The following is a 26,565-nucleotide window of genomic DNA, read 5'->3' as shown; positions in this document are numbered from 1 at the left end:
CGCCAATAATTTTTCTCAAATTCAATAAACTGTTTCTTAGTAAATATAGTTACATCATTAGGTAGTTGTTTTTTTAATCTCCCTGATACCAATATGGGATCTGCGCCTTCACTGAGCCTAATTAAACCAAGCTCGATGCTTCCCTTAGAGCTCCCTGGAATAATGCTGCGAAATGTTTCACGGCTCACAATCATATTTCCATCCGCGCCAAACGAGGGGCCCAACTGCACAAGACCTGCCACTCGCAAACTCACACCAGCAACTTCTGAATCAACGGTTTTACCTTTGCGAAACCAATCCGCCACTGGACCAAATTCACTTCGGGAACGTTCATCGAATAAAACCCTGCCTTTCTGTTGCAAATATGATGCTTGCCGCTGCACCATTGGATCAATTAAAAGCGGATCGCTCGGTTCAAATCCAAGGGCTAAAATTGATCTTGTTGTTCTAGTTTCTGGATTTCGCCAAAGTACAAAATTCCAGTGCACAGGTGATACATCATTTACTTCAGGGTCAGCCAGTGTTTGAATAAGGCGTCTTTCTGGAAAACCAGCCATACTTATTGAGCTCATTGAGCGCGGGCTGGCAAGAACTAAATCAGCATCAAATAAACGATGTATAGTTACGCTGGCATCAAATAATCCATCCCTAAAACCAAGCTGCATAAACATTAGTATTCCTGCAAAACTAATTCCTGCAAGGGCAATAGCTAAGCGCACCGGCTGGCGGCTAAGCAGTAACCAGGCAAGTGGAATCCTGCGTTTTTGCCAGATATCAACAAACATAGGAATCAAACATCATGGTTTTAAATTACCAATTACTTTCAAACCAGAGAGATTCGCCACTTTTTTGCGGTCGTTATTATCTAAGCTTATTCTAACTATCACAACTCTCGCATCAGTGTCTGCGGTGGGGTCTGTTGATAACACCTCCCTTTGCCGAACCTGGGGATCTATACGAAATACTCTGCCGTTCAATTGTCCTGAAAAGCCCCCATTCTCACTACGCAATTTTGCTAGTTGCCCAATTCTTACCCTATCAATATCACTTTCATAAACCTCAAGCTCAGCTTCCATTGCGCTACTTTGGCCAATGTCAACAACTCCTCTTGCACCAGGCCGCTCACCACTGCGGGCGTGAACTTGCAAAATTGTTCCTGCAAATGGTGCTCGCAGTTCCGTAAATGGTAATTTAACATTTTGACGATTTAATTCAGCTTGTGCATTTCTAAGTTCTTGATCAATTTCAAGCAATTTGAGTTGCCGCAATTCAACCCCCTCCAAACTGGTTGCCCCCAGCTGCTGCAACTTTCGATAACGAGCCAGTTCCTGTCGCAGTAACTTTTGTCGTTCTAACAAGGTGCTAATGCTTGACTTGGCAAAAGCAATATCTGCTTGGCTATCTAACTTGCTATCAAAACTTGCCAACAAAGCACCTGCTGCCACTTTATCTCCAACCTCTACGTGTAATTCAGCGATGCGTGGCATCGTACCCATGGCGCCGCTTGGTGCAGCCAAGCGGCGCACATCGCCTGCCGGTAATAATCGCCCCAAAGCTGTAACCCCAAGGGGTTGAACTATAGATTTTTTCGCTGCAATAGGGCTGAGCGGAGCCTTTACAGCGCTTAGCTGCTTCCAAATCACTGCTCCGAATATAGCTGCAGCAATTGCTAGCCATAATATTAATCGGGGCGGTTTAGGATTGAAATTTATTTTAGGCACAATACAAAACTCCGGGGGGCTGGGGATCGTCGAATAGCAGATTCTGAATGTAATCGTCTGCCCATTGTGGGTTGAAGGCAGCTTCAAGCACCCTTCTTGTTTTGTCGTTTCTTCTTTGCTGCTCGCAGTAATTTAATTGTGCCTCATAACGCATCTTGCTGTCCGGGTGGTTTGCAGCGTCTGGTTCGCTGAGAATCAGGTGGTTAAGAAAAATCTGGTGAAAAGCAAGAAGATCTTTTAAGAACCACTCTTCTTCTGTGCTATTGGTGGGGCGAACAAATAGTACTTGCGCAGAAAAAATTTTGCCCCATGGAGGCACCTCACGGGGTTGGGAATATCTATGTTTCTCAATTTTATTTAAGGCTTCATCAATACTGCGTGGTAACTGCGGTGCGGTGGGGGATAAATCCACAATGGCTGCTGAAATACCACCTCTTCCGGCAACAATATCTGCACCAAATAATGGCAGATCAAAACATGGATCTGGAAACATTACGCAGTGGAGAATATCTAGATTTTTGCCAATATGAGCAACTTCAAGGTGGATCTTTCGCAATCCACGGCAGCGTAATAGTTCATTACTAATTGCCATATTATCGCCTTCAAGTTCACCCCTCACTTCTTTTAAATCCGGATCTAGGGGAAGGATTTCAAGTTTTGGTAGCTGCTGCCAGAGAGGCAGCAAGGATTGGGCTATGCGACCTACCAGGGGGTGAGAGCTATTCATTTATTTTGTTCGCAACCGAAAGAGCCTAAGGGCCCCTGGTCGCACCATGATGGTGGCAAGCGTTATTTGTTCTCTGACACTACCTAACTCAGCCCTTGGCTTTCCAGCTCCTCAGCAGCATCTCCTGGGTAACGGTTGCCCTATTACCTACTTACCCGTTGCCGATGCTTCGGTGGTTTGTATTGAATTTTGGTGCCAGGCAGGCAGTGCCATGGAACGAAATACTGAAAGTGGTATCGCCCATTTCCTTGAACACATGGTCTTTAAGGGAAATGAAAATCTTCCGCCTGGTGCATTTGACCTTCAAATTGAATCCATAGGTGGCTCTAGTAATGCCGCTACTGGCTTTGACGAAGTGCAATATCACCTTGTGATTCCGCCTGAAGGGCTTGCCCTGGCATGTGATTTGCTGCCACAACTGGTTTTACAACCGGGCCTCGAAAGGGAATCTTTTCAAATGGAACGGCTTGTGGTGCTTGAAGAACTATCTCAAAGTGAAGACCAACCCGAGGAGGTTGCTTTTCAGCGCTTGTTGCATTTGGCCTGCGGAAATCATCCCTATGGCAGACCAATTATTGGTTTGCGTTCCGATCTCTTGAATCATGGGCCTGCAGATATGCAACGGTTTCAAAGTCGCCACTACAAGGCGGCAAATTGCGCAGTTGCTGTTGGGGGTTGTTTTGAATCAGATGAACTGCTGAAAATGTTGGCGGCAGGACCCATCGGTGAACTTGATGCAGAGCAGGATCCAGCATTAATTGATTTGAATCCAGATGACTTGCATATGCACTGGCAACCGGGGGAACACCATCTGAGCCTGCCGAGACTGGAATCAGCCCGCTTGCTTGTAGCTTGGTCTGCCCCTTTCGCAGCAGATCCTGAAGCTTTAATGGGGATTGATCTTTGGGCTGCAGCCCTTGCTGAAGGCAGATCTTCAAGGCTTGTGAAAGTACTTCGCGAAAAGCTTCAACTTGTGGAATCCATAGACGTGGAGGTTCATCCTCTCGAGCGAGGCAGTTTGGTAATTCTGGAGGCAGTTAGCAGTCCTGAATCTCTGCCAAAGGTGCGGCAAGAATTGGAGAAATTGTTAACTCAAGCTCAGCAGGGTTTTGAATTGCAAGAGATAGAGCGGGCTAAGCGCTTACTTGGCAATGGCTACACCTTTAGCCATGAGGCGATCAGCCAGGTAACCCATCATCTCGGGCAGGACAGCCTTCAAAAACGTTTATTGCCGCTTGATGCACCTCTGCAATGGTTAAAGCAATGGGACCAGGATCGATTGCATTCACTCGCAAAAGAATGGGACCTCAGCAGGGCCTGCATACTTGAAGTTTTACCTGAATAAAACTATTCCTATGAACCAAGTTGAACTATTGCATCAACCAGAATCACCAATATTGGTTGCCCGCCTAGTTTTGGCATTTGGCAGCAGGGTAGATCCGCCGGGTCAGAGGGGTCGTCAACAACTTTTAGCGGGAGTATTAACTCGAGGTTGTGGTGAATTAAATGCCGAAGATTTTGCAAATAAGGTGGAGAGTTATGGTGCAAATTTGCGCTGTGATGCAGGGGAAGACTTTCTAGTTGTTGCTTTGAAATGCAACAACGATGATGCTAAATTTCTACTACCACTATTATTAGATATGCTTGAAAAGCCCAGTTGCGAGAGGGATCAAGTAAATCTAGAACGTGATTTAAACATGCAAACAATACAAAGAATGCGAGAAGATCCTTTTTATCTTTGTCATGAAAAATTACGACAACTATTATTTAGCGATGGACCCTATGGCCATGATCCAATCGGCACTAGAAATGACCTAGAAAAAATTGAGCCTGAATCATTACTGCAAATTTCAAAGCAACTCGCTGCTCAAAGCGCCCTTTTGGTGCTCGCAGGGAATCCACCATCAAGCCTTCAAGAGCAATGTGGAAATCGGATTTCAGGCTGGACAAATAAGATCGAAGCTGGTCCGCTATTGATACCAGAACCGCTGGACAATTTTGCTGCTGTGCGCTGCAGAACCGAGCAAGTGGTAATGATGATTGGTTTTCGTACAATTGAAATAGATAATCCTGACGCTCTCTTACTTCGTATTTTACAGGTACACCTTGGGGTGGGAATGAGCTGTCGCCTGTTCCAGATAATTCGCGAGGAACTGGGCCTGGCCTACGACATTGGTGCGGAGTTAATCACTCGTAGCTCAGATTCGCCGATGATCTGGCATCTCTCATGCGGGATAGATCGGGCACCAGAAGCTCTGAATGCTTTTTTAGGTGAATGGCGGCGGCTGATTGAACAACCAATTTCAGCGGCAGAATTGAATTTAGCGGTGGCAAAAATAAAAGGGCAAGAAGCCTTAAGTTGCGAAACGCTAAGCCAAAGGGCGGATCGCTTAGCGGCGCTTTTGAGCTATGGCTTGCCCAAAAACCATAGTGAACTCTGTCTCAAAAAATTGCCACACATCAGCCCCTCAGAATTGCAGCAGGCTGCACAACGTCTACTACAGAAACCGAATTTGAGTGTATGCGGCCCAGCTGCAGCCATTAATGACCTGAAACATCAGTGGCAGGTTGCAATGAGCTAACAGCTAAAAGAAAAGTACCTCTGCGAAATTTGACCGCCCTTTTCTGCATAGGGTGAATTGCCATCACTTCCCCCTGCTCAGCGATTTCCACAAGATCAGCAGGCCGCAACACTGGCATCACTGAGGCGGTCTTCAGCCATGGCTGCTGGTTTTGCAGTTTGACAAGACTTCCAACGGGATAAAGAGCTTCTGATGGATCAGTCAAAGTTGTGTGGATCGATGGGTTGGTGCAGGATGGCGGCAAATAGCTTTGGTTGAGCTTGCGCGCCCTCTTGAACTGGTGGGGGGCCCTTGTAGGGCTACTCCTTATTCTCACTGGTGGTTTGTTACAACCGGCCCTGCCCTGGTGGAATCCCCAATTGGGGTTTGTTTTTCAAGATTTACAAGTTACAGCCCAAGTGCCGGCGCTGCTGCTAACGGCTTTGGTGTGTGGACCGCGATCGGGAATGTTGGCCGCAGTGGCTTATTTAAGCCTTGGCATAAGCGTTATTCCTGTTTTTCAAGAAGGTGGTGGCCTTGCATACCTGCAGCAACCCTCCTTTGGCTACCTGGCCGGATTTGTACCTGCCGCTTGGCTTTGCGGCCGGCTAGTGCAACAAAATGGCATGGATCGTTTAGAGCGCCTTACCGGGGCAGCACTGTTAGGTCTATTTACAATTCAGATTTGCGGTTTGCTCAATCTGGGATTAGGTAGTTTGGCTAATAGATGGAGCGTTGGCTTGCCCCAGCTAATTCTTACCTATAGCCTTCTCCCCCTACCAGGCCAATTGCTGCTTTGTTGTTTTGTTGGAGTTCTGGCGAGGGTGCTGCGCCCCTTACTTCTGGTAAACCGGTGAATAAACTTCTTCAAGTAAGAGGCCTCAGTATTGGCCTGGCAATTGGCGTAGTAATACTGGATCAGTGGAGTAAACATTTAGTTCTAAGCCAGCTACCTCAATCAAGCAAAGTTGTTATTCCTGGGCTGGTAAATCTTCGCTTGGTTTGGAATAATGGTGCCGCTTTTAGCCTCTTTCCCCAAGGTGCCGCCTGGCTCGGTTTGATCAGTTTTGCTGTTGCACTATTTCTAGTGTTATGGCTGTGGCGAGCCGGAAAAAAATGGCAGTTTCTTCAACTTTGCGCAGCGGGTTGGCTGCTTGGCGGATCTATCGGCAACGGCTTAGATCGCTTGAGGCTAGGGGCTGTTGTGGATTTTATTGAATTTGTGCCTATTAATTTCCCAGTCTTTAATTTTGCAGATATAGCAATTAATCTAGCTGTTTTTTCTTTACTGCTGCACAACTTACGGAGTACAAAATGATAGCGGCTGAGCTGTGGCTGCATCAGTTTGGCAAAGAGTCAATTTGCCATAATCTCTATGGCCAAATTTATCGTATTGGACGCGATAGTGATGGAGAGATAGTTGTTAACCATCCAGCCGTGTCTAAACGTCACGCCATCCTAGAATTACGGCGTGGAAATTGGTTGCTTACAGACGCTGGTTCTACAAATGGTATTAGCTGGCTGGGTCGCTCAGTTAAAGCAATCGAGCTGCGGGATGGGGATCAAATTTACTTGGGTCCAGGCTCTGCAACGGAATTACCTATTATTGAATTTCGCCAATTAAAGCAATATTTATGGGGGCTTAAATTTTTTAAATTTATTAGTGCTGCAGCCCTAACCACCGGTGCTTTTAGTTTGCTCTTGCTGGCTTTTGGAACTTTTAGTGTGGCCGTGCGAGGCAGTCTCGCTCCAGTGAGAGGGCCGATGGTGCTCTACGACCGTAACAATCGCCCCCTCTCAAGTGTAAATAGCAGTGGGCATAATGAGCTACCTAAATTAACTAGCTTTTCACCCCAATTAATTAAGGCGCTTCTTGCCAGTGAAGATAATCGTTTTTGGTGGCATCCAGGGATCGATCCAATCGGCACTACAAGGGCTTTGATTACAAATCTGCTGGGGGGAAGAGTATTAGAAGGAGGCAGCACACTTACTCAACAATTGGCTAGAAGTTTATATCCAGATCAAGTGGGACAAGGAGAAACTCTTGGTCGTAAGTGGAGAGAATTAATGGTAGCGCTACAACTTGAAGCACGATTTAGTAAACACGATTTGTTATTAAGTTATTTAAATAGAGTTTATCTTGGTGTTGGTTGGGGCTTTGAAGATGCTGCTCAATTATTTTTTAACAAAACCGCTAAAGATCTCTCCCTTGAGCAGGCGGCTTTATTAGTGGGTTTACTGCCTTCTCCTAATGGCAACGATCCATGCGCATTCCCCCAACAAGCTCTGAGTGCTCGTAACGGTGTGCTTACAAAAATGGCAACAGAAGGGGGGGCACCAGCTGATTTAATACGCCGGGCCAGACGCACCCCCGTTGTGCTCTCCCCGAGGGCCTGCGCTTCACGAGAACGACGCCCCTCGCCCTTTTATTCAGATCAAGTGCATCGAGATTTGGAAAATCTTCTAGGCCCAGAGGTGGCAGGTGAAGGCAATTTCCTTGTTGATACGAATCTTGATCCGGTACTTCAAGACATAATTGAAGCAAAATTAAGGGAATATTTAAGACCTGGTAATGGCTGGGGTGTGAAGCAGGGGGCAGTGGTGGTGCTCGATACACGCAGCGGCGCTGTTCTTAGCCTGATTGGTGGTAACGACTACAACACAAGCCAATTCAACCGCGCTACCCAAGCTCTGAGGCAACCCGGAAGCACTTTCAAATTAATGACTTATTTGGTTGCCCTTGAAAGGGGTTTACGGCCGGATTCACTAATCAGCTGTGCTCCACTTGATTGGGGAGGGCAGAGTTTTACTGCTGGTTGTGGAGGCAGCCTGGCGTTATCTCAAGCTTTTGGCAGCAGTAGTAATACAGCTGCCCTCAGATTAGGTAGACGATATGGACTGGATGCAGTAGTTAAAAAAGCAAGGGATCTTGGCATCACTACCCCCTTAGCTGCAGTGCCTGGATTGGTGTTGGGACAAAGTGAAACCAGCTTGATCGAAATGACTGCCGCCTACGGAGCTATTGCAAACGATGGGGTCTGGCAACAGCCCACCACAATTCGCAGGCTCACAGATGCAGAACCTTGCCTGAATCCAGGCAAAGGATGCCGCCAACAAGCTCAAACAAGATCGAATAGCCGTCGCGTTATTAGCCCTAAACAAGCACGCTTAATGCAGCGCCTGCTGCGTGGTGTAGTTCAGGGGGGCACCGGTAGTGCCGCCTCCCTTGGTGGGGCCGAGGGGGGTAAAACCGGCACAACTAATGAGGGGCGCGATCTTCTTTTTATTGGCTATGAACCCAGCCGGCATTGGGTCATGGGGATTTGGCTTGGCAACGACGACAGCAGTCCTACCACTGCCAGCAGCGCAGTGGTAGCTGAGCTTTGGGGCGACATAATGCGTAGTGCCGGCCGGGGCAGCACTAACTCTGAAGCCCGCTGATGAAATCACCACGCCCTTGGCTTTTGGTGGTGGGATTGCTGCTTGCCATCGTGATTTTATCGGTGGTGCTTCAAGCGGTTAACAGCTTGCTTTGGCAATTGAGCTATTGGTTGCCTGGCTGGTTGGTAGGACCCACCCTGCTGCTGCTGCTAGCTGCAGTGGTGCTCACTTGTTATCCACTTCTACAACCTTGGTTTTCAGCAAAAGGAAACCGTAAGCAAGCTCAACGACCCAAAGCGGCAGGTACCCGTAGTGCAGCTGCTAAACAGAATTTAGAAGCAATTGATCAACAGTTAGCTCAACTACGTGATGCCGTGGAAAGGGAAGCCTTGCTAGAGCGCCGCAGGCAAGTGGAGGCCAGCTTGCAAAAAGGTGATCTAGTTGTTGTTATTTTTGGTAGCGGTTCCAGTGGTAAAACTTCTTTAATAAGAGCCTTAATAAACGACCGCATTGGCGCTGTGGGTGCAGCGATGGGATCTACAAAAGAAAGCCAAAACTATTTATTGCGTTTACCTCATCTGCAACGCTCAATCCAGTTGCGAGATACTCCTGGAATCCTGGAATCTGGCCAAGACGGTTTAGATCGTGAACAGCAGGCTCGCAGCGAAGCGGTGCAGGGCGATCTTTTGATTTTTGTAGTTGATGGAGATCTGCGTGCTAGTGAATTTAAGATTCTGCAAGCTCTAGCTCAAATGGGCAAACGTTTGATATTGGTATTAAATAAATGCGATCTTCGCGGTGAGAGTGAAGAAAAAAGACTTCTGCAATTATTACAACTTCGCTGTGGCGGCTTAGTGCGCACAGAAGATGTAGTGAGCGCAAGCGGATCACCTCAATCAATCCCACAACCCGGGCGTAAGCCGCTGCAACCTCAGGCTGAGATTGAAAGACTTTTAATGCGTTTAGCCCAGCTACTTAGGGATGAAGGGGAGGATTTATTGGCAGATAATATCCTATTGCAAAGTAGCCGTCTTTCCACTGATTCTCAAAATCTTCTAGATAAACAGCGGTATCGCGATGCCTTAGAAATTGTGGATCGCTACGGCTGGATCGGTGCAGGAGCCATTGCCCTAACTCCACTACCTGGTCTTGATTTACTTGCTACTGCTGCGGTAAATGCCCAAATGGTTGTTGAAATCGGCCAGATTTACAGCGTAAATATAACTAGGGCTCAAGGGCAGCAATTGGCACTTTCTCTGGGGCGCACTTTAGCGAGCCTTGGTTTAGTTAAAGGAGGTGCAGGCTTACTTAGTGCTGCCATGGGTCTTAATTTACCAGCCCTAATTGCCTCAAAAGCGATTCAGGCGGTAACAGGAGCATGGTTAACTCGGTTGGCAGGGCGCAGTTTTATTAGCTATTTTCGGCAACAACAAAATTGGGGAGATGGAGGGATTGCCGCTGTAGTGCGTGAACAATACGATTTGGAAAAAAGAGATTTAAATCTAAAACATTTTCTTGAAGATGCCCTGGCACGAGTGGTGGAACCGCTAAAGCAACAGGTGCAGCAATTACCGCCGCGCCGAGGGCCTCGGGGGGTGGTGGCAACAATGGACCCATTCGATCAAGCAGTAAAACCAGCAGAAGATACGCCAAGGCAATGGCCACAGAAATAATCCCGGTTGTAATTGCTACCCAACGGCCTTTTTGTTCTTTTTGTGTCATAAAGACCTGCTAATAATTTCAGCTAATTGCTCTAGGTGCATCGCGCTGGTAAAAGGGTTGCCCAACACAGCCTTTAGCAAAGGAAGATCTCGCCAATCTGGTTTTGAAAGCCAGAAACCCGATTCTAGTAATTGTTTATGACAACGGTCACGCCAATTTATCTGCTCATCTGCTGATTCAGCAGCAGAGTTAAAACTAAGCAGATGTAGATCTCCCGCTAATAAATGCAATGGCAACGGCTCTAACAGGCTTCGTAACGAATGTGCCCGCAAAAATGCTCCCTCCAGTATTTTTTCTATCCCCTCAAGGCCAAGGTATTGCAAACTCATCCACAACTTAAGCACTTCAGCACCACGGGTACCCTGAATGCCAAGTTCACCGCCGTGGTCTGCTGTTGCTTGCTCCATATATGGCAAACCAGTGGAAAAACAGGTGCGTAAATGATTTGGATCTTGTAGTAGCAATAAAGATGAAGGTTTAGATACCCCCAGTAATTTCTGTGGATTTAAAGAAACTGAATCAGCCAACTCAATGCCATCCACTCGCCAGCGCTGGCTATCAACCAAAGCGCAAACTCCGCCAATCGCACCATCAACATGAAGCCATACCCCTGCCGCTTTGCACAGTGCGGCCATCTGTCGCAAAGGATCTACAACACCTTGCACAGTGGTACCTGCTGTTGCTACTACCGCCAAAATTGGTAAGCCAAGTTGATATGCACGATCAAGGGCATCAGCTAAAACGGCAGGTAACAAACGGCCTTCTGGATCAAGTGGTAAGCGCCAAAGGCAATCTGGCCCCATTCCCATAACTGCTAAAGCCTTGTTTAAGGAGACATGGGAACCAGCTCCAGTGAGCACAACCCCATCACAACGACCCTGCAGATTTGCGGCCCGGCGCGCGCAGGTAAGCGCCATCAAATTGCTAAGGCTGCCTCCGCTGGCTGGCACCCCAGATGCATTGTCACCAAGGCCAATTTGCCGCGCGATCCAGCTGCATAAACTGCGCTCAAGGCGACTTAAAGAAGGTGAAAGCTCCTCAGCTAATAAATTGTTGTTAAGGCCAGCAGCAATCAAATCAGCGCAGATAGATACATTTAGAGCTGGCGGATCAAGGTGAGCTAGCGCCCCTGGATGGTTGGGGCGATAGGCACCATCCATCAAATAAGAAAGGTCACGCCACAGCGCGTCGATTTGCTTACCGGCAACATCAGGTTCTGCAAGGGGTTGCACAATTAGGCCAGGCCTGGGGCCGTGATTTGGCGCATCAGCTAACCACTTACAGAGCAAGGCGCTGGAATGGTTCAACAATTCCCCTAAGGAACCCGTGGCAACATCTGGGTTGTGGAATAAGGCTTGCAAGCCATTTGAACATTGATCCTTCATTCTGATCCTTAATGGATATTCCAAACAGCATTTGGATGGAACGCTTGTTGCGGCTGGCAACTATCGCTGGCAACGCAGGCGAGGTGCCGGTTGCAGCAGTTGTGCTCGATCCAAACGGAAAAGCAATTGGTTGGGGCAGTAATCGCCGTGAAGAGGAGCAAAATCCCCTCGCCCATGCCGAATTGATTGCCCTGCGGCAAGCAAGTCGCTGCAGTGGCCAGTGGCGTTTCAACCAGCACACATTGATCGTGACCTTGGAGCCTTGTCCGATGTGTGCCGGAGCACTTGTGCAGGCACGAATGGGGCGAGTGGTGTTCGGCGCGAGTGATCCAAAGCGAGGTGGATTGGGGGGCTGTTTGGACCTCTCCCGCAGTGCTAGCGCCCATCACCATATGGATGTGTGCGGCGGAGTTTTGCGCGATCAATGTGAGCTATTGCTTCAGAACTGGTTTAAACAGCGACGCGGCCAGAACGGAAGGCAGGCAACTCAAGCTCTAGAAGGTTTAGCAGCAGGTCAACATTGCTAGCGCTGCTGTTGGTGCCCATTAAGCCAATGCGCCAAACCTCTCCAGCCAAGCTGCCCAATCCATTGCCAATTTCAACCCCATGTTTATTTAATAAATGCGATGAAAATGCTTTCCCATCTACACCAGCCGGAATTCGAACAGTGGTGAGGGTGGGAAGGCGTAAAGGATGAGGTACATGTAGCTCAAGGCCTAATTCCTCCAAGCCAAGCCATAATTTTTCACTGTTATTACGATGCCTTACCCATGCATTTTCAAGCCCCTCTTCACAAAGCAACCGCAGGGCTTCCCTAAGACCAAAGTTCATGTTTACTGGCGCTGTGTGGTGATATGTACGATCCTTTCCCCAATAAGATTTCAAACCAGACATATCTAAATACCAATTGGGAACTTTGCCCTTGCGGCGTTCAATTTTGGCTTCTGCCCTTGGCCCCATTGTGAAGGGGCCCAAGCCAGGCGGGCAACTCAATCCTTTTTGGCTACAGCTGTACGCCAAATCAACTTGAGCTTCATCCAGCTTCAAAGGAACGGCGCCTAGTGAAGTAACAGTATCAAGAACCAGCAAGCAATCATTCTCGCGGCAAAGTGCACCAATACCGTCCAATGGTTGGCAAACACCAGTGGAGGTTTCCGCATGAACAAGAGCAAAAAGTACTGGCCGATGGCGGGTGATTGCTTCCTCGATACTTTCAAAACTTAAAGCCTCCCCCCAGGGAGCCTCCAATACTTCGACATCTGCTCCGTAGCGGTTGCACATATCAACGAGCCGCAAGCCAAAGTAACCAATAACCCCCACCAAAACACGGTCTCCTTTTTCAACTGTGTTGGCAATTGTTGCTTCCATAGCAGCACTGCCTGTACCACTTACAGGAATTGTTATGCGGTTATCTGTTTGCCAGACGTAACGCAACATTTCCTGCACTTCATTCATAAGTTCCAGGTAAAGAGGATCAAGGTGGCTTAACGGTGGCCTAGCAATAGCCTCCAGCACCCTTGGATCTGCATTGGATGGACCCGGACCAAGGAGCAAACGATGGGGAGTGGCAATTGGTTCTAGGTGCAGTCGATGGGCAGTACTCACATTTGCTTTTTTGGGCAGATCTACTGAGGAAATTGGGGAGGCGTTCACGCAACTAATCAAGAATTTGGATTTGAGATTACTTCTAATGGCTCAGAGGCCGTTGAGGCTTATTTCTGAGAGCGCGCGTGCCATGTGCTCAAAAGGAGCTCTAACCAAAGAGCAAGAGCTGTAGCCAACCGCTGATAGACGTTCAGTTAAAACTTCAGCCATAAGCAGAATTCCTTTGGCTGTAGGGCCAGTGGGCACGCCCAAAGATTTGTAAGTGTCGTTGAGGCCGTTGAGCACCCGCTCATCAAGCACCTGCCAATCCGCCGCAACTAATGCGTATGAGGCATATCTCAGGAAGTAATCGAGATCTCTCAAACAAGCTGACAACCGCCTTGTGGTGTATGCGTTTCCACCGGGCAGTAACAGTTCTGGATCTGAGAGCCAGAGCCGCTGGCTGGCTTCGCGAACTATCTCTGCGGCATCACCGTTAATGAGATCAACCGCTGCTATCCGCAATTCAGATTCGCTGAAGTAGTTCTCAAGGCGATCAAGTGCTGAGCCATCGAAGTAACGACCCTGCTGGTCGTAGCGACCGATCAGACTCGAGATCGCATCCTGCACGGCATCAAAACCAATGGCAAAAACCTATCACCTGCAATGCTTTTGCAGTGCAAATGCTGCATTTTTAGGCTAATTCTGAGAGAAACAGTTACCTAAATCTCGCGGACAAGCCTGTAATCCGCTGGAATGGGAGCAACGCATACCAGCTTCAACCCAATGGCGGATTCAGTGACAAGGCTTGCTTACCAAACCATGCAGCAAGGAAAAAGTCTGCTTGGAATTGCCCATAAACAAATAAGCACCCAATTGATGGAGTTAGTGGCCCCTAAGGCAAATGCTGAAACTGTTCCGATAACTGCAGAAACCCTGCAGGCTCTTCGCAGAAGCATGGACAACCTGCTGGAACGGGATTGGTTAGAAGCGGAGCAAGGTTTATATCCCACCAGCCAATTATTCGACGCCCCCTGGCTTGATTGGATGTTGCGTTATCCATTGGTGTGGCTTGATTTACCAAAGATTTGGGACCGCCGCTTGCGCCGAGACGTGCACGATTTGCCTGCGGGTATTGATAGCAACAGTTTTCCTAATTACTACCTTCAAAATTTCCACCACCAAACTGATGGCTACTTAAGTGATCGCTCTGCTGAGCTCTACGACCTTCAAGTTGAGATCTTGTTTAACGGCACTGCAGATGCCATGCGCCGGCGCATTTTAAAGCCCTTAACTCAGCGCTTCAAACAGGCAAATTTGTCTGCAAATCAAATCAAAATTCTGGACGTGGCTTGCGGCACAGGTCGCACCCTCAGGCAATTAAGGGGTGCCTTTGGTTCAGCACAGTTGGTGGGTTTAGATCTTTCAACTGCATATTTGCGCCAGGCAAATCGTTGGCTTTCTCAGCAACCGGGGGAATTACCTCAATTGACGCAAGGTAACGCTGAAGAGCTGCCTTTTAAAGACCAATCGTTGGATGCTGTGACCTGTGTATTTCTGCTGCACGAATTACCTGCTGAAGCCCGCCAGGCTGTGATAGCAGAAGCTTTTCGAGTATTGCGTCCCGGTGGTGTTTTGATTCTGGCCGACTCAGTGCAGTTAGCTGATAGCCCTCAATTCCAAGCGGTAATGGAAAATTTCCGCAGAGTTTTTCATGAGCCTTACTACCGGGATTACATCGGAGATCAAATTGAAACCCGACTAAACAACGCTGGATTTAGCCAGATCAGTGCTGAAACCTGGTTTATGACAAGGATATGGTGCGCTAGCAAGCCCTAAAAAGGAGCTCTTAAGCAGCATTCTCGAGATCATTTCCACATACCTTTGGTTCTAAAAACGAAACAAGAAATGGAAAAAACTTGTAAAGGTTCTCCTAATCCGCTCAAATGGTGTTGTGCCTGAGGCTGTTAATGAACAACCCATTCCGGGTTAGATGGCTAGAAGGTTGGACCTTCCAAACGGTGTTGATTGGCGGAAGAGCGCTAATAGAGGCTTACGGCTTTGGAGTTTGCCTTCGCACTGATATTGAAGCAGGTGAGAGCCCTCACGAGGCTGCAGACAGATTGGTTTTGGTGGAGGATCGCTTGAGGCGTTCACTGCGTAATGCCTGGAAGCGTGGTCCTCAGCATTTGCTCCAAACTGTGATCGACGTGGAAAGTGGAGATGAAGTGCAATTGCAGGAGGACCTCATCCGTAATGCTCAGCATCTTCAACCAGCCATATCACCTAGACAGGAAGTAATGCAAGGCTTGAGCCGCTAGGAAACCAGCACCTCCCCAGCGCATAGCTTTCCAAAACCTGCTATTTTCCATATTGGGCCATGGCTGATTTGAGATAAGAAGTTTCAACATTTGCTGGCGCTGCAGATAACGCTTCTCCATTGTTGATTTAATTTCACTTTTTCTATCAAATCTTTTTCTTCTATTTAAATTTCTTGCAAATAAAGCTGTAATTTCAACATACTTGTGTAACCATTGTATAGGTTTTTGCCTCTTTATCATTTTCATTTGGATTTTACAGCAATCACAAATCTATATGGCTATAAATGATTGGTATGACGAATCAACCAGAACTAATTTTTGAGCAGGCGCGGCAACTCCACGACCTTCTGAAAATTGACGATCGAGAATGGCATCAAGCCAAATCTGATCGCCACAGAAGAGCTTGCGAGCAAATTTCAGCCGCTCTAGTTCATGCCTTGCAAAAAACTGAACTAAGCGACCAAGACGCCACAGAATTGCTTGAAAGTGCCCTGCGCTGGCTCAGACGCGAACAAAAAGATCCTGGTTGTCCGAGTCGTCACTAATCTGAGCTGCGGCGCTTTGCCATTTGCACTCGATTACCTCTGGGGCTCCAGCGCAGGTCGTCGAAGCATTGCTGCATTAGATATAAGCCCCTCCCCGAGAGGGCATCAGGGCAATCGGGCAACCTTGCATTTCGAAATTTATGAGGCAGGCCAATTCCTTGATCCTGAACCTGCCATACAAACCATCTTGGCATCAAGATTCGTCTTACCCGCAAAATCTTGAGGGGATCGCCGCCGTTGCCGTGACGCACTGCATTAACTAATGATTCCTGCAAACCCAGCTGCAAAAGTTCCTTATCGGCGGGAGGTACAGGTTCGAGCAACAACTCCAAAAGTGGCTGCAGAGCCAAGGTTGAGGTTGTGCTGAATTCACACCAACGCCAACGTTGGGTAAAGCTGGATGCCTGGGTCATCAGGCGCTCATTGCGCAACCATTTGATCTTATGCAGAGGTTGTAACGGCGTCGAGAGCTGGATGACGCAAAATTGCGTCGAATAACCTCACTCCTCTCAATTGATTAACAAGGGGCAGATGCCCTTCTGGTGCCCCATGGGACCAATTGAAGCTATTGGGATACCGGGTCCAAACACCATCAAATTTCCAACCGAGAGTTAGCCAAAGTTTCTCCCAGTTGCCATCACTGCTCTGCCTTAGGCGCTGCTGGATACGAAATCCAAAGCGACCATTGCTGTAAAGCCACCACAAAGCATCAATGTGGGCTAACAGCGCAGGATCAAACCCCGCGACCTCGCTGTAGTACACGTAGCCCCTAGTTACAGCGGCAACTCCAGCCATTTCCCTGAGTGCACTGCTAGTAAAACGATCTGCAATTTCAAGCTGTTCAAGAAGCAATGCATCCTGTATTTCTGCAAATAAAGCAGATGCGCCAACTGGTGCTGGCAACCAACCACCAGGAAAAACAGCCTTGATCTCCTTGAGCATGCTGGAATCAGATGCCAACAGCCGCAGTAAGGCACCGCTACTCCAGGAAACAGCAGTTCGCGGCTGATTCAGCAATTTCTGCCAAGCAAACTCCTGTAGATGTGGTGCCTGCGCCTGCAGCTGGGGCCAAAAACGCAGCTGCTGACGCTCATTACCAGTAAGAAACCCCTCAAGTAGTTCCTCGGGACGTGGAACAGTCAACATCGCTTTAGAGGCCAGTGCTAAGTATCGCAGTGAATGCTTTTCTCGAAAATTCTGCAGCTCTCATTGATGTGCGCAGCCCTGCAGAATTTGAACAAGGCCACATCCCAGGGGCAAGCAACCTGCCGTTATTCAGCAATAAAGAACGCTGTTTAATTGGAACCACCCATAAACAACAGGGTTCAAATGCCGCCACTCAGCTGGGCCTTGAGCTGGTGGGGCCTCGGCTTGGAAAACTGGCGGAGGAAATTAAAGGGGTAGCAGCTGAGGGGAATCTGAGGATCTACTGCTGGCGCGGTGGAATGAGAAGCGGCAGCGTGGGCTGGTTAGCAAAAACAATTGGACTTGAGGTGCAATTGCTCGATGGAGGCTACAAACGCTTCAGGAACTGGGCCCTTGCGTTGTTTGAGCAGCAATGGCCCCTGCAGATACTTGGAGGGGGCACCGGCAGCGGTAAAACTGAGGTGCTCCAAGCCATTGCCCAACAAGGGGGAGCAATGGTCGACCTTGAGGCGCTCGCAAGCCATAGAGGCAGCAGTTTTGGTGCCCTTGGCTTACCAGCGCAGCCAAGTAGCGAACATTTTGAGAATTGCCTTGCTATTTGCCTGCATAAGCAACAGGGCAAGAGTCCGATCTGGCTGGAGGCAGAAAGCGCCCAGGTGGGGCGTTGCCGCATACCAAACGGCATTTGGAAACAGATGCAGACGGCCCCGCTGGTGTTGCTTGAGCGTCCGAAGACAGAACGAATAAGCCTGCTTGTGGAGGTTTACGGCAGGCAGGAAATTGAAGGATTAATGGAAGCTACGCAGCGATTAAGCCGCCGGCTCGGGCCTCAACGCACCGCAATTGCAGTTGCCAATATCCGCGACGGCAACCTTGAAGCAGCATGCGCAGAAATCCTTGACTACTACGACCGTTACTACATAAAGGAGCTGCAAAAAAGGCAGATGGGCTTTAAACGCATTGCAGGGGAGGGGAAAACTGCTGAAACAATTGCCGAAATGCTGATGCAGCTTGAGGGTGCTTAAGCTTCTCGCTTTAACGGTGACGTGATGGCTGCCTCAATTCAGTTTTTTCGTGGTGTTGATGAGACGGTGATTCCAGAAATTAAGCTCACCCGTTCACGGGACGGCATGACTGGTCAGGCCCTATTCATTTTTGAGGAGCCAGACGCTCTAGCACCAAACGCCGTGGGAGACATCACAGGCATGTTTCTGCTTGATGATGAAGGGGAATTAATCACAAGAGATGTAAAAGGTCGCTTTGTGAATGGCAAAGCCAGCGCTCTTGAAGCTACCTATACCTGGAAAAGTGAGGCAGACTTTGAGCGATTCATGCGCTTTGCTGAGCGCTACGCAGAAGGCCATGAACTTGGATTCAACCAGAGCTGAAGCTCGGATGGGTTTTGCCCAATGGTGCAGCCTGGTTGCCCTGCTGGCTGCAGCAACAATTTGCTGGCAATTGCGGGAATTATTAATACAACTATTTGCTGCTGTGGTGTTATGTGTCGCCTTATCAAGCTTAGTGAGCGGTATTGAGCAGAGCCTAAAAATAAAGCGCTGGCAGGCTTTATTTATGGCTTTGGGGCTAATTATACTTTTAGTAACATTGTTGGTTTCCCAACTTGTTCCACCATTTATAGAACAATTTAAAGAATTGCTTGATCAATTACCAAAAGCAGCAGCATATTTAACAGGATTAGGAGATAATTATTTTATAAGAATGGGTCAAAAAACAAATTTAAATCTGGGGGGAGGAGTTAAACCAATACTTGGATTTGTAGGTAATATTGGCGCCGCAGCTTTGCAATCACTATTTGTATTGGCCGTTACAGTAATGCTTGCAGCTCAACCCAAGAGTTACTACCAAGTGGCAGTATCGCTAGCACCATCCTTTTACAGAAAAAAGTTTGCGCTAGTGCTTGATCGATGCGGATTAGCCTTACAAAGTTGGATGTTTGGCGTGTTACTGAGTTCAATATGTGTAGGATTACTGGCGTTTTTTGGGCTTAGTTTGCTAGGGGTCAAACTTACAATTGCAAATGGTATTTTAGCCGGATTATTAAATGTAATACCAAATGTTGGTCCCACGATTGGAACGATTTTTCCAATGGCTGTTGCTGTTTTGGAATCGCCATGGAAGGCAGCAGCTGTTTTAGCTCTTTACATAATAATTCAAAATTTAGAAAGTTATGTAATTACCCCATCTGTAATGCATCACCAATTACGTTTATTACCTGGACTAACCCTAGCGGCGCAGGTGGGGTTCACACTAATTTTTGGTCCGTTGGGTTTAATTCTTGCTTTGCCGATGGCTGTATGTTTCCAAGTATTGATTAGAGATTTATTAATTAATGATTTACTTGATGGCTGGAAAAGGCCATTAGGAGCATGAATCGCCCGAGCCAAGCCTTTAATTGGCCTGCATTGCTTGGGAGCGTCGCCCTACTAGGCCTTGGCATATTGGCCTGGGAATTACGTTGGGTACTCCTGGTTTTATTTGGTGCAATTGTGATGGCTGTTGCACTGGATGTTCCGGTGCAACTATTAATTCGACGATTGAGATTAAAAAGACCACAAGCACTGCTAGTTGTATTGGCGCTTCTATGTTTCCTGGGTTGGGAATTAGGCACAATGCTGTTGCCAGATCTACTGGAGCAAATTAAAACCTTAAATCAATTACTCCCTATTCTTATTCAAAAATTATTTCTACTTACCGGGGAAATAAAGGGCTTGCAAGACCTTCAAAATTCTTTCAATTCCTTAAATTCAATCTCTAACCTACAAAAACTTCAACCATTTGGCAGTCAATTATTAGGCTTGGCCGGAGGAGCTGTAAACAGATCGTTGCAATTAATATTAATGACTTTATTAGCTGTTTTGTTATGTTTAGATCCACCGAGTCATACCCGTTTAATTATTTCCTCAAGCCCACGATTTTATAGGGAACATGTCAAAAGATTACTAGGAGAGTGCAGAGCAGCCCTTGGTGGCTGGCTTGCTGGAATGACAATTTCTGCGTCATTGGTGTTTTTAGTTACCTGGGCTGGTCTTGCATGGTTAAAAGTTCCGTTGGCATTATTAAGTGGCATGATCTGCGGTGCACTTACGTTTGTACCAACTATCGGGCCAACGGTAGCAACATTAGTGCCAGCGGCATTGGCACTACTAATATCTCCATTATTAAGTTTACAGGTAATAATAATGAGACTTATAATACAAAATGCAGAGGCTTTTTTAATAACTCCAATTCTCTTAAAGCATACTGTTAATTTGTTGCCAACTGTTGCTCTTATGGCTCAATTGAGCCTGGGAGCCTTGCTGGGTCTTCCGGGAGTATTATTAGCGCTACCAACAATAGTAGTACTTCAGGTTTTACTTGAAGAAATTTTTGTTAAGGAAATTATGGATCGCTGGACGTTAAAGGCCTACCTGCCAGCGCGAAATAAAGTGGAGAAATAATCAACATTATTGTTGCTAATTTATTTGCTGAAACCGCATATAAAAAGGTCGTCCATGTGAAGTGCTGAAATAGTAAGGCTAATTCGATACGAAGTTCGCTTAAAGCTAAAAACCAAACCGTTATAGCTAAAAATTGCTTAAATCTCACGCAACTAACTCTGGGTTATCTGTTGAACTTTTTGAAGGGAGTTTTCCGCCAAGCAATGGAAGTAATGGCGGAATCAAACCAATGCTAGACCAACCGCCGATTAACACCCCAGTTAATAAAGCTACCGCAAACCAATATAGGCTATCCCCACCAAAGAAAATTAACGCAATGATAGGTAAGATGGTTGAGGTAATTGTATAAAAGGAGCGCTTTAATGTACCAGCTACGGCACGATCAACCTGGTCTTCCACAGTAAGATCTGGCAGCACTTGCTGCTGCTCACGGATTCGATCAAAGATAACAACAGTATCATTAACTGAATATCCTGCTATTGTAAGTAAAGCTACAACAAATAAACTATCAACCTCAACCCCTGCAAGCAAACCTAGCCAAGCGAAAATTCCAGAGGTCAGAATTACATCATGAATAAGACACATCAAAGCCATAGCAGCATATAAACGGGCATATCTAAGAGAAATATAAATAGCGATACCAGCTAAACTAACAATCAGAGCAAGTAAGCTACTGCGCAGGAGCTGGGATCCAAGCAAAGGTCCAATCGTATTTATTTGGGTGTCACTGGCTTGGATCGGGCCAAGCACCCTATTTAAGGATTCAACAATTTCACCACTTTTTGCAGGGCTGAGGGCAACTGTACGAACGCTGATGGCTTTACCAGCATCAAGAGTTTGGACTACAGCATTTGCAGGGAGTGTTTTACGTAATTCTTCCATAGAAAAACTTGCGCAGCTTGGGCTACAGATGCGCTCCACTTGAATTGCAGTGCCACCAGTGAAATCAAGCCCGGGCTTAAGCGGAGCGTGAATTGGTGAAAGCCAACTTAAAAGCAATCCCAAAACACTTAAAATGAGAAAAACAATTGTTAATACGAAGCAAAAGCGCCGGTATTTATTAATGCGGAAGGAAGGTTCTCGCAGCAAAGCGCCGCTGGAGGATGTCATGGGTGAGAGGGGGAACCCAAAAAGAACTCTGGTTTACGCAAGGCTGGATAACTAAGAACTAAACGCAGCAAGGTTCGGCTGCAGGTGAGGGCTGTAAATAAACTTAGTAGAACACCAACAGCAAGGGTTATAGCAAAACCCCTAACAAGACCTGTACCCAACCAACCGAGAGCTGCACAACTTATTAGTGTTGTTAAATGACCATCAAATATGGATGAAAAAGCCCTAGAAAATCCTGCTTCAACAGATCGAAATAAACTGTTCCCGTCTTGAAGCTCTTCTTTTGTGCGTTCAAAGATCAAGATATTTGCATCAACTGCCATACCAACTGATAATATAAAACCAGCAATGCCTGGCAATGTTAAAGTAACAGGTATAAGTGCATAAATTGCCAAGTTAAAAAGAGCATATAAACAAAGTGCCAACACTGCAACAAATCCTGGCACTCTATAGATTACAATCATAAAAAATCCAACAAGTGCAATTCCAAGCACTGCTGCCACCAAGCTATTGCGTACATTCTCAGCACCTAGGGTGGGGCCAACGGAGCGATTTTCAATAATCTCAACAGGCAATGGCAAAGCTCCTCCCCTTAACTGGACTTCAAGGTTGCGCGCTTGCTCTGCAGTGAATTGACCGGTAATGCTTGCAGAACCGCCGGTAATACCAGCTGTAGCGAACTGCGGTCCAACACTGGCTTCACTAATTGAGTTGCCATCAAGCATGATTCCAAGCAGACGATTTGTGCCAGCAATCGACTTTGTTAATGCTGCAAACTCATCTCCACCAATACGATCAAATCTCAACGTTACTTCCCAAGCTTGACTATTGGGCTGCTGTTGCCTACCAGCATCTATTAGGTGAGTGCCTGTGAAAGCAGGAGCTTCGAAAAGGGAAACTATGCGTCTATTTGTGTCGGTAAGAATCGCCTCTAATTGTTGCTGCTCAGATGCCCCTTCAGGTGAATTGAGATTTAGTGATTTAAGTAATTCATTTAATGATTTATCCACATCTGGCCCTTTTTTATCTCTACCTACCAACTGATCTAATTTTGCAACAAGCAAGCGCTTAAGCTTCATTAAACCTGTCATCTCCTGTTCGGTATCAGGTTTCTGCGCCCTAAACTCCAGCATCGCTGTAGTGCCAAGCACCTCCGCTGCTTTGCGAGGATCCTGCACACCAGGCAATTGAACAACAATTTTATCCTCTCCGGAACTAGTTACCGTTGCTTCCGATACCCCTAAGCCATTAACGCGGCGCTCAAGAACATCCTTAACAGCCTCTAATTTATTTGGCTCTATTTTTTTTATTGCACCAGCTGGTTTTATTAAAAGTGTTAATTGTGATCCACCTCTGAGATCTAGCCCCAGCGAAAGTGGCAAGCTACGTAAAACAAGTACGCTTCCAATAGCAAGAGCTAGTATTAAGGCTAACCAGCCTTGAGATTTAGTCATCTCTGCACCATAGAAACTATGGTTGATACGATTTGATTAGGCTGAATAATTGTTAAATTTTCCAATTTTCCATTGTATGGAGTTGGAATATCCTGACTAGATAAACGCACTGGAGGTGCATCGAGATCATCAAAGCAATTTTCAACAATTAAGGCAATCAACTCGGCCCCGATTCCACCTGTTTTCATACATTCTTCAACTATTATAACCCTATGAGTTTTGGCAACGGATTGCTTTATAAGTTCCATATCAAATGGTTTAAGACTAATTAAATCAATTAGCTCAGGGTCGTAGCCCTTTTCAACCACCTGCTTCACTGCCTCTAAACAATGATGACGCATACGCGAATAAGTAAGCAGTGTAATGTCCTTACCCTCTCTTACCAACTCCGCCTTGTCTAATGCGCAGGTATATTCACCTTCAGGTATTTCTTCACTCAAGTTATAAAGAAGAACATGTTCAAAAAATAGAACTGGATTGTTATCACGAATTGCAGCCTTCATAAGCCCCTTCGCATTCCTTGGGGTGCTGCAGGCAACAATCTTTATCCCGGGAACAGCATGAAAGTAAGCTTCTAATCTTTGGCTATGTTCTGCTCCAAGTTGGCGACCCACACCTCCTGGTCCGCGTACAACAGTGGGAATTGTAAAATTACCACCGCTCGTGTAACGCAACATTCCCATGTTGTTGGAGATTTGATTAAAAGCAAGCAATAAAAATCCCATATTCATCCCTTCAACGATTGGCCGCAGCCCGGTCATTGCTGCACCAACAGCCATTCCAGTAAAACTATTTTCAGCAATAGGAGTGTCTAGTACTCTTAATTCTCCGTATTTTTCATATAAATCTTTTGTAACTTTATACGAGCCGCCATATTGGCCAACATCCTCACCCATCACGCAAACGTATGGGTCTAGAGCCATCTCTTCATCGATGGCTTCGCGTAGGGCGTTAAAAAGAAGGGTTTCAGCCACAAAAGTCAGGGCACACAGAAGGCCGGCTTGTTCCGGCAGGGCCCAACCTATCAGCGGGACAGGGCCCTAGCCACCAGCAGCGAAGGTGGTAAGTAATAAAACAGATAGCAGCAGTCCGGGGGAGAGCAGCAGGGCCAGTAACCCCAAGTCATGGGGAGTCATAGATTTAACTCATGTGAAGTGAGCTTAATCGGCAGGTATTGGCTTAGTAGGTAGGAGTGAGCGGATGAAGAGCAAAAACAAACCGATGCTGATCAAGCCACAGGTGAATGTAGCGAGGCAACCGCTGCCTATTAATAATGTTTTCACTGCCGTAGCAATGGATTGAGCTATTCGCTGGCTGTAGTGGGGTGGTCTGTCGCTGTAATAACCAATGATGCGCCAGGTGATGCTGATCGCCAAACCACAAAAAAGGGCACTGGTAAGACTGCCACTCAAATAGCTCAAGGGGCCCTTTTTAACTGCTGCTTTTTCGGCTGCTTTTTCGGCGCTTTTAGAAATTTCTAGCTGGCTCAAACTCACACACCCAATGATCGAATCCATTCTTCCGCAACGCAGGCAGTAATTGCAGTTCGGCGGCGGAAGCCAAGCTGCGATCTAAAAACAAACCAAAAAGGCTTGGGCCTGATCCGCTCATGGCACACCCAAGCAAGTGTGCGCTGCTCTCTAGCAGTGCTAAGCCAGAGCGCACACTTGCAACATCAGGAGCCACCACCTCCTGCAAATCATTACGCAGCTCATGCCATTGCTGATTTGATTTTTTGCGTAGTTGAGCGCGTCGATGTTCAAAATCCTGCTCCTCATTTAGGTAAAACTCCTGCCTCAATTGGCGGCATTTGCTATAGGCCCATGGAGTGCTCACCTGGGCAGCTGGATCTTTGATAAGCAAAACGGCAAGCTTTGGTGTGCTCGGAAGCGGCTCTAGTTTTTCGCCACGGCCAAAACAATATTGAGTGCCACCGCTAAGACAAAAAGGCACATCAGATCCCAGCTCCGCTGCCAGTAGCTGCAATTCCAGCATCGAAACATCAAGTTGCCAAAACCTATTTAGCAAGAGCAAAGTGCTAGCGGCATCGCTGGAGCCGCCAGCTAGCCCGGCCCCGATTGGAATATTTTTTTTAAGCTGCAATTTTGCCGCTAGTTCAGGCCGACCACAATGGTTTTTAAGCGCATGGGCCGCTTTGATAATTAAATTGCTCTGATCCACCGCTAGCTGAGGATCAGAACTTTCAAGCAACACCAAACCTGGATCTGCGGCCTCAACACTGATCAAATCAAATAGATCTATGCTCTGCATCACCATGGCCAATTCATGGAAGCCATCTGGGCGTAAACCTAAAACTTCTAAATGCAAGTTGAGCTTTGCTGGTGCTTTTATTAAAGTGCTTGTATTCAAAGTGTTGATGGCAATGAAGATGCTAAAGCTACCCATTTATCAGGGCTAATTTCCTGGGGCCTTTGTTCGGGAGAAACACATGCTTGTTCTAGCCAGTTTTGAAATTTCTCCCCTTCCGCAAAAGCTGCCAACGTATTACGTATCATTTTGCGTCGAGCACCGAAGGCGGAATTCAAAAGTTGCTCAACAATTTTAGCGATCTGAGCATCAAGCAAAATTGCCCGCGGTTTTAAGCAAATCACTTCAGACATAACCTTGGGAGGGGGCTCAAAACAACGGGGCGGCACTTCGCAAATTGAATAACAATTGCATTGCAATTGCATCCGCACACTCAAGGCACTGAAATTGCTATCCCCAGGTGCTGCGGTAATACGTTGCGCCACCTCCTTTTGTAACAGCAACACCAATGATTGGAAGCGATGGGGCGCCGGTTGATCAAGGCGACCAAGCAGAACCTGCAGTAGAGGGCCTGTGATGTTGTAAGGGATATTTGCAACCACTTTATTTGCCTCTGGAAGTTGCACTACTAGGGCGTCGCCTTGTTGCAGATGGAAGCGCGGATCAGCTCCAAATTGCTGCTGCAAACCCTGCACTAAATCACGATCCAACTCAATTGCTTCAAGGCGAAACAGGGGCTGATTCAATAAGCGCTGGGTAAGGGCGCCACGCCCAGGGCCAACCTCCAAAACAATGTCAGAAGCTGATAATTCAGCAGCCTCAATGATCTGATTTAGAACAGCGGCATCTTTCAGCCAATGCTGCCCAAAGCGTTTACGGGCGTTGTGGCCTGAAAAACCCATAAAAAAAGGCTTTTTCCAGTTACTTATCTAATCACTGTGCAACATCACCCATGCCAAATCAGCCAGCGGATCGGTTTTTGTAGTCGTTGGCTGGGCAACGAAACTATCGGCACAAGGGCTAACACGATTTCAACAGAAGCGTTATGCCAACTTTGATGCAAAGCCAACCAACAGGAAAAACTGCGCTCTAATTTTTTCCTTTTCAGAATTCCAAATGCTCCAGTACCCCAGCCATCGGGCCCCACTCGGCTGCGGGCCTTCACCTCCACAAGGAGCAAGC

31 protein-coding genes are annotated in these 26,565 nt (G+C 47.1%); 14 read left to right on the top strand and 17 right to left on the bottom strand.

Annotated elements, in window-relative coordinates; genetic code table 11:
- The 3 genes from AC2JC8_RS05035 to AC2JC8_RS05025 all read right to left on the bottom strand — a co-directional run.
- Window positions 1-785, bottom strand: a 785-nt coding sequence (locus AC2JC8_RS05035) for an ABC transporter (protein WP_484400866.1), incomplete at its 3' end; no start/stop codon positions are given.
- Window positions 786-797: 12 nt separating this feature from the next.
- The gene (locus AC2JC8_RS05030) at window positions 798-1,643 is read right to left on the bottom strand and encodes a lipid ABC transporter permease (protein WP_484594295.1); all 846 of its coding nucleotides are present in this window, start codon (window positions 1,641-1,643) and stop codon (window positions 798-800) included.
- Between the two features lie 70 nt (window positions 1,644-1,713).
- On the bottom strand, window positions 1,714-2,448 hold the full coding sequence (locus tag AC2JC8_RS05025) for a phycocyanobilin:ferredoxin oxidoreductase (RefSeq protein ID WP_484594294.1): 735 nt from the start codon (window positions 2,446-2,448) through the stop codon (window positions 1,714-1,716).
- A 46-nt stretch (window positions 2,449-2,494) separates the two neighbouring features.
- On the opposite strand from AC2JC8_RS05025, the gene AC2JC8_RS05020 reads away from it, so the two are divergent.
- Window positions 2,495-3,793 (top strand): M16 family metallopeptidase, encoded by a 1,299-nt coding sequence (locus AC2JC8_RS05020; protein WP_484400863.1) that lies wholly within the window; start codon window positions 2,495-2,497, stop codon window positions 3,791-3,793.
- Window positions 3,794-3,803: 10 nt separating this feature from the next.
- Complete coding sequence (locus tag AC2JC8_RS05015) at window positions 3,804-5,030, top strand: M16 family metallopeptidase (protein WP_484400861.1); 1,227 nt, start codon at window positions 3,804-3,806, stop codon at window positions 5,028-5,030.
- On the opposite strand, the gene AC2JC8_RS05010 is transcribed toward AC2JC8_RS05015, so the two are convergent.
- Window positions 4,990-5,346, bottom strand: coding sequence for an NAD(P)H dehydrogenase assembly family protein (locus AC2JC8_RS05010; protein ID WP_484400860.1), 357 nt, complete (start codon window positions 5,344-5,346; stop codon window positions 4,990-4,992). The two genes, AC2JC8_RS05015 and AC2JC8_RS05010, sit on opposite strands and share 41 nt — an antisense overlap.
- Between AC2JC8_RS05010 and AC2JC8_RS05005 the strand changes: the two genes are divergently transcribed.
- From AC2JC8_RS05005 to AC2JC8_RS04990, 4 genes are read left to right on the top strand one after another with little or no spacing between them, the layout of a single operon-like run.
- Window positions 5,291-5,866, top strand: a complete 576-nt coding sequence (locus tag AC2JC8_RS05005) for a biotin transporter BioY (RefSeq protein ID WP_484400859.1) — start codon at window positions 5,291-5,293, stop codon at window positions 5,864-5,866. The two genes, AC2JC8_RS05010 and AC2JC8_RS05005, sit on opposite strands and share 56 nt — an antisense overlap.
- Window positions 5,863-6,327, top strand: coding sequence for a signal peptidase II (gene lspA, locus AC2JC8_RS05000; RefSeq protein ID WP_484400858.1), 465 nt, complete (start codon window positions 5,863-5,865; stop codon window positions 6,325-6,327). The genes AC2JC8_RS05005 and lspA overlap by 4 nt, the downstream gene beginning before the upstream one ends.
- Entirely contained in the window at window positions 6,324-8,450 is a 2,127-nt protein-coding gene (locus tag AC2JC8_RS04995; RefSeq protein ID WP_484594293.1) for a transglycosylase domain-containing protein, read from the top strand. Before lspA ends, AC2JC8_RS04995 begins: the two co-directional genes overlap by 4 nt.
- Complete coding sequence (locus tag AC2JC8_RS04990) at window positions 8,450-10,063, top strand: YcjF family protein (RefSeq protein ID WP_484400855.1); 1,614 nt, start codon at window positions 8,450-8,452, stop codon at window positions 10,061-10,063. The genes AC2JC8_RS04995 and AC2JC8_RS04990 overlap by 1 nt, the downstream gene beginning before the upstream one ends.
- Window positions 10,064-10,108: 45 nt before the next feature.
- On the opposite strand, the gene AC2JC8_RS04985 is transcribed toward AC2JC8_RS04990, so the two are convergent.
- Window positions 10,109-11,497, bottom strand: coding sequence for a pyridoxal phosphate-dependent decarboxylase family protein (locus AC2JC8_RS04985; RefSeq protein ID WP_484400854.1), 1,389 nt, complete (start codon window positions 11,495-11,497; stop codon window positions 10,109-10,111).
- Between the two features lie 11 nt (window positions 11,498-11,508).
- Here AC2JC8_RS04985 and AC2JC8_RS04980 point away from each other — a divergent pair, with 11 nt between their 5' ends.
- Entirely contained in the window at window positions 11,509-12,024 is a 516-nt protein-coding gene (locus AC2JC8_RS04980; protein WP_484400852.1) for a nucleoside deaminase, read from the top strand.
- Here AC2JC8_RS04980 and AC2JC8_RS04975 read toward each other — a convergent pair.
- The gene (locus tag AC2JC8_RS04975; RefSeq protein WP_484400870.1) at window positions 11,948-13,102 is read right to left on the bottom strand and encodes a pyridoxal-phosphate-dependent aminotransferase family protein; all 1,155 of its coding nucleotides are present in this window, start codon (window positions 13,100-13,102) and stop codon (window positions 11,948-11,950) included. The two genes, AC2JC8_RS04980 and AC2JC8_RS04975, sit on opposite strands and share 77 nt — an antisense overlap.
- Before the next feature lie 90 nt (window positions 13,103-13,192).
- A complete protein-coding gene (locus AC2JC8_RS04970) occupies window positions 13,193-13,711 on the bottom strand; it encodes a globin family protein (protein WP_484400851.1) in 519 nt (172 codons plus the stop codon).
- Window positions 13,712-13,867: 156 nt separating this feature from the next.
- Here AC2JC8_RS04970 and AC2JC8_RS04965 point away from each other — a divergent pair, with 156 nt between their 5' ends.
- Together AC2JC8_RS04965 and AC2JC8_RS04960 are read left to right on the top strand one after the other, a co-directional pair.
- Window positions 13,868-14,920 (top strand): methyltransferase domain-containing protein, encoded by a 1,053-nt coding sequence (locus AC2JC8_RS04965; protein WP_484419824.1) that lies wholly within the window; start codon window positions 13,868-13,870, stop codon window positions 14,918-14,920.
- A gap of 131 nt (window positions 14,921-15,051) precedes the next feature.
- Complete coding sequence (locus tag AC2JC8_RS04960) at window positions 15,052-15,402, top strand: copper-binding protein (protein ID WP_484594292.1); 351 nt, start codon at window positions 15,052-15,054, stop codon at window positions 15,400-15,402.
- Here AC2JC8_RS04960 and AC2JC8_RS04955 read toward each other — a convergent pair.
- Entirely contained in the window at window positions 15,364-15,648 is a 285-nt protein-coding gene (locus AC2JC8_RS04955) for a hypothetical protein (RefSeq protein ID WP_484594291.1), read from the bottom strand. The genes AC2JC8_RS04960 and AC2JC8_RS04955 overlap by 39 nt on opposite strands.
- A 47-nt stretch (window positions 15,649-15,695) precedes the next feature.
- Here AC2JC8_RS04955 and AC2JC8_RS04950 point away from each other — a divergent pair, with 47 nt between their 5' ends.
- The gene (locus tag AC2JC8_RS04950) at window positions 15,696-15,947 is read left to right on the top strand and encodes a DUF6439 family protein (protein WP_484400847.1); all 252 of its coding nucleotides are present in this window, start codon (window positions 15,696-15,698) and stop codon (window positions 15,945-15,947) included.
- On the opposite strand, the gene AC2JC8_RS04945 is transcribed toward AC2JC8_RS04950, so the two are convergent.
- Together AC2JC8_RS04945 and AC2JC8_RS04940 are read right to left on the bottom strand one after the other, a co-directional pair.
- A complete protein-coding gene (locus tag AC2JC8_RS04945; RefSeq protein WP_484400846.1) occupies window positions 15,944-16,360 on the bottom strand; it encodes an ATP-binding protein in 417 nt (138 codons plus the stop codon). The genes AC2JC8_RS04950 and AC2JC8_RS04945 overlap by 4 nt on opposite strands.
- A gap of 28 nt (window positions 16,361-16,388) precedes the next feature.
- Window positions 16,389-17,093: a GUN4 domain-containing protein gene (locus AC2JC8_RS04940; protein ID WP_484400845.1), complete on the bottom strand. Its 705-nt coding sequence runs from the start codon at window positions 17,091-17,093 to the stop codon at window positions 16,389-16,391.
- Window positions 17,094-17,122: 29 nt separating this feature from the next.
- On the opposite strand from AC2JC8_RS04940, the gene mnmH reads away from it, so the two are divergent.
- Genes mnmH through AC2JC8_RS04920 form a run of 4 tightly spaced genes read left to right on the top strand, consistent with a single transcriptional unit; the run spans window position 17,123 to window position 20,551 of the window.
- Complete coding sequence (mnmH, locus tag AC2JC8_RS04935) at window positions 17,123-18,118, top strand: tRNA 2-selenouridine(34) synthase MnmH (RefSeq protein WP_484594290.1); 996 nt, start codon at window positions 17,123-17,125, stop codon at window positions 18,116-18,118.
- 24 nt (window positions 18,119-18,142) lie between these two features.
- The gene (gene psb28 / locus AC2JC8_RS04930; protein ID WP_255131548.1) at window positions 18,143-18,481 is read left to right on the top strand and encodes a photosystem II reaction center protein Psb28; all 339 of its coding nucleotides are present in this window, start codon (window positions 18,143-18,145) and stop codon (window positions 18,479-18,481) included.
- The gene (locus AC2JC8_RS04925) at window positions 18,456-19,484 is read left to right on the top strand and encodes an AI-2E family transporter (RefSeq protein ID WP_484594289.1); all 1,029 of its coding nucleotides are present in this window, start codon (window positions 18,456-18,458) and stop codon (window positions 19,482-19,484) included. Before psb28 ends, AC2JC8_RS04925 begins: the two co-directional genes overlap by 26 nt.
- Window positions 19,481-20,551 (top strand): AI-2E family transporter, encoded by a 1,071-nt coding sequence (locus AC2JC8_RS04920; RefSeq protein ID WP_484594288.1) that lies wholly within the window; start codon window positions 19,481-19,483, stop codon window positions 20,549-20,551. The genes AC2JC8_RS04925 and AC2JC8_RS04920 overlap by 4 nt, the downstream gene beginning before the upstream one ends.
- A gap of 144 nt (window positions 20,552-20,695) precedes the next feature.
- Here the strand turns inward: AC2JC8_RS04920 and secF are convergent, their stop codons facing one another.
- The 7 genes from secF to AC2JC8_RS04885 all read right to left on the bottom strand — a co-directional run.
- Window positions 20,696-21,661 carry a protein translocase subunit SecF gene (gene secF / locus AC2JC8_RS04915; protein ID WP_484594287.1) on the bottom strand — a complete coding sequence of 322 codons (966 nt, stop codon included), beginning with the start codon at window positions 21,659-21,661 and terminating at the stop codon, window positions 20,696-20,698.
- A complete protein-coding gene (gene secD / locus AC2JC8_RS04910) occupies window positions 21,658-23,115 on the bottom strand; it encodes a protein translocase subunit SecD (RefSeq protein WP_484419829.1) in 1,458 nt (485 codons plus the stop codon). The genes secF and secD overlap by 4 nt, the downstream gene beginning before the upstream one ends.
- Window positions 23,112-24,089 carry a pyruvate dehydrogenase complex E1 component subunit beta gene (locus tag AC2JC8_RS04905; RefSeq protein WP_484400873.1) on the bottom strand — a complete coding sequence of 326 codons (978 nt, stop codon included), beginning with the start codon at window positions 24,087-24,089 and terminating at the stop codon, window positions 23,112-23,114. Before AC2JC8_RS04905 ends, secD begins: the two co-directional genes overlap by 4 nt.
- Before the next feature lie 186 nt (window positions 24,090-24,275).
- On the bottom strand, window positions 24,276-24,611 hold the full coding sequence (locus AC2JC8_RS04900; protein ID WP_461556892.1) for a DUF3082 domain-containing protein: 336 nt from the start codon (window positions 24,609-24,611) through the stop codon (window positions 24,276-24,278).
- Entirely contained in the window at window positions 24,583-25,485 is a 903-nt protein-coding gene (gene ispE, locus AC2JC8_RS04895; protein ID WP_484419830.1) for a 4-(cytidine 5'-diphospho)-2-C-methyl-D-erythritol kinase, read from the bottom strand. The genes AC2JC8_RS04900 and ispE overlap by 29 nt, the downstream gene beginning before the upstream one ends.
- Window positions 25,482-26,285, bottom strand: a complete 804-nt coding sequence (gene rsmA / locus AC2JC8_RS04890) for a 16S rRNA (adenine(1518)-N(6)/adenine(1519)-N(6))-dimethyltransferase RsmA (protein WP_484400876.1) — start codon at window positions 26,283-26,285, stop codon at window positions 25,482-25,484. Before rsmA ends, ispE begins: the two co-directional genes overlap by 4 nt.
- Before the next feature lie 44 nt (window positions 26,286-26,329).
- Window positions 26,330-26,565 (bottom strand): PDDEXK family nuclease (locus AC2JC8_RS04885; protein WP_484594286.1); only part of this gene is annotated, 236 nt, incomplete at its 5' end.

Source organism: Synechococcus sp., assembly GCF_982614295.1.
The sequence above is the reverse complement of the archived record's forward strand: the minus strand, read 5'-3'. Positions and strand labels throughout refer to the sequence as shown.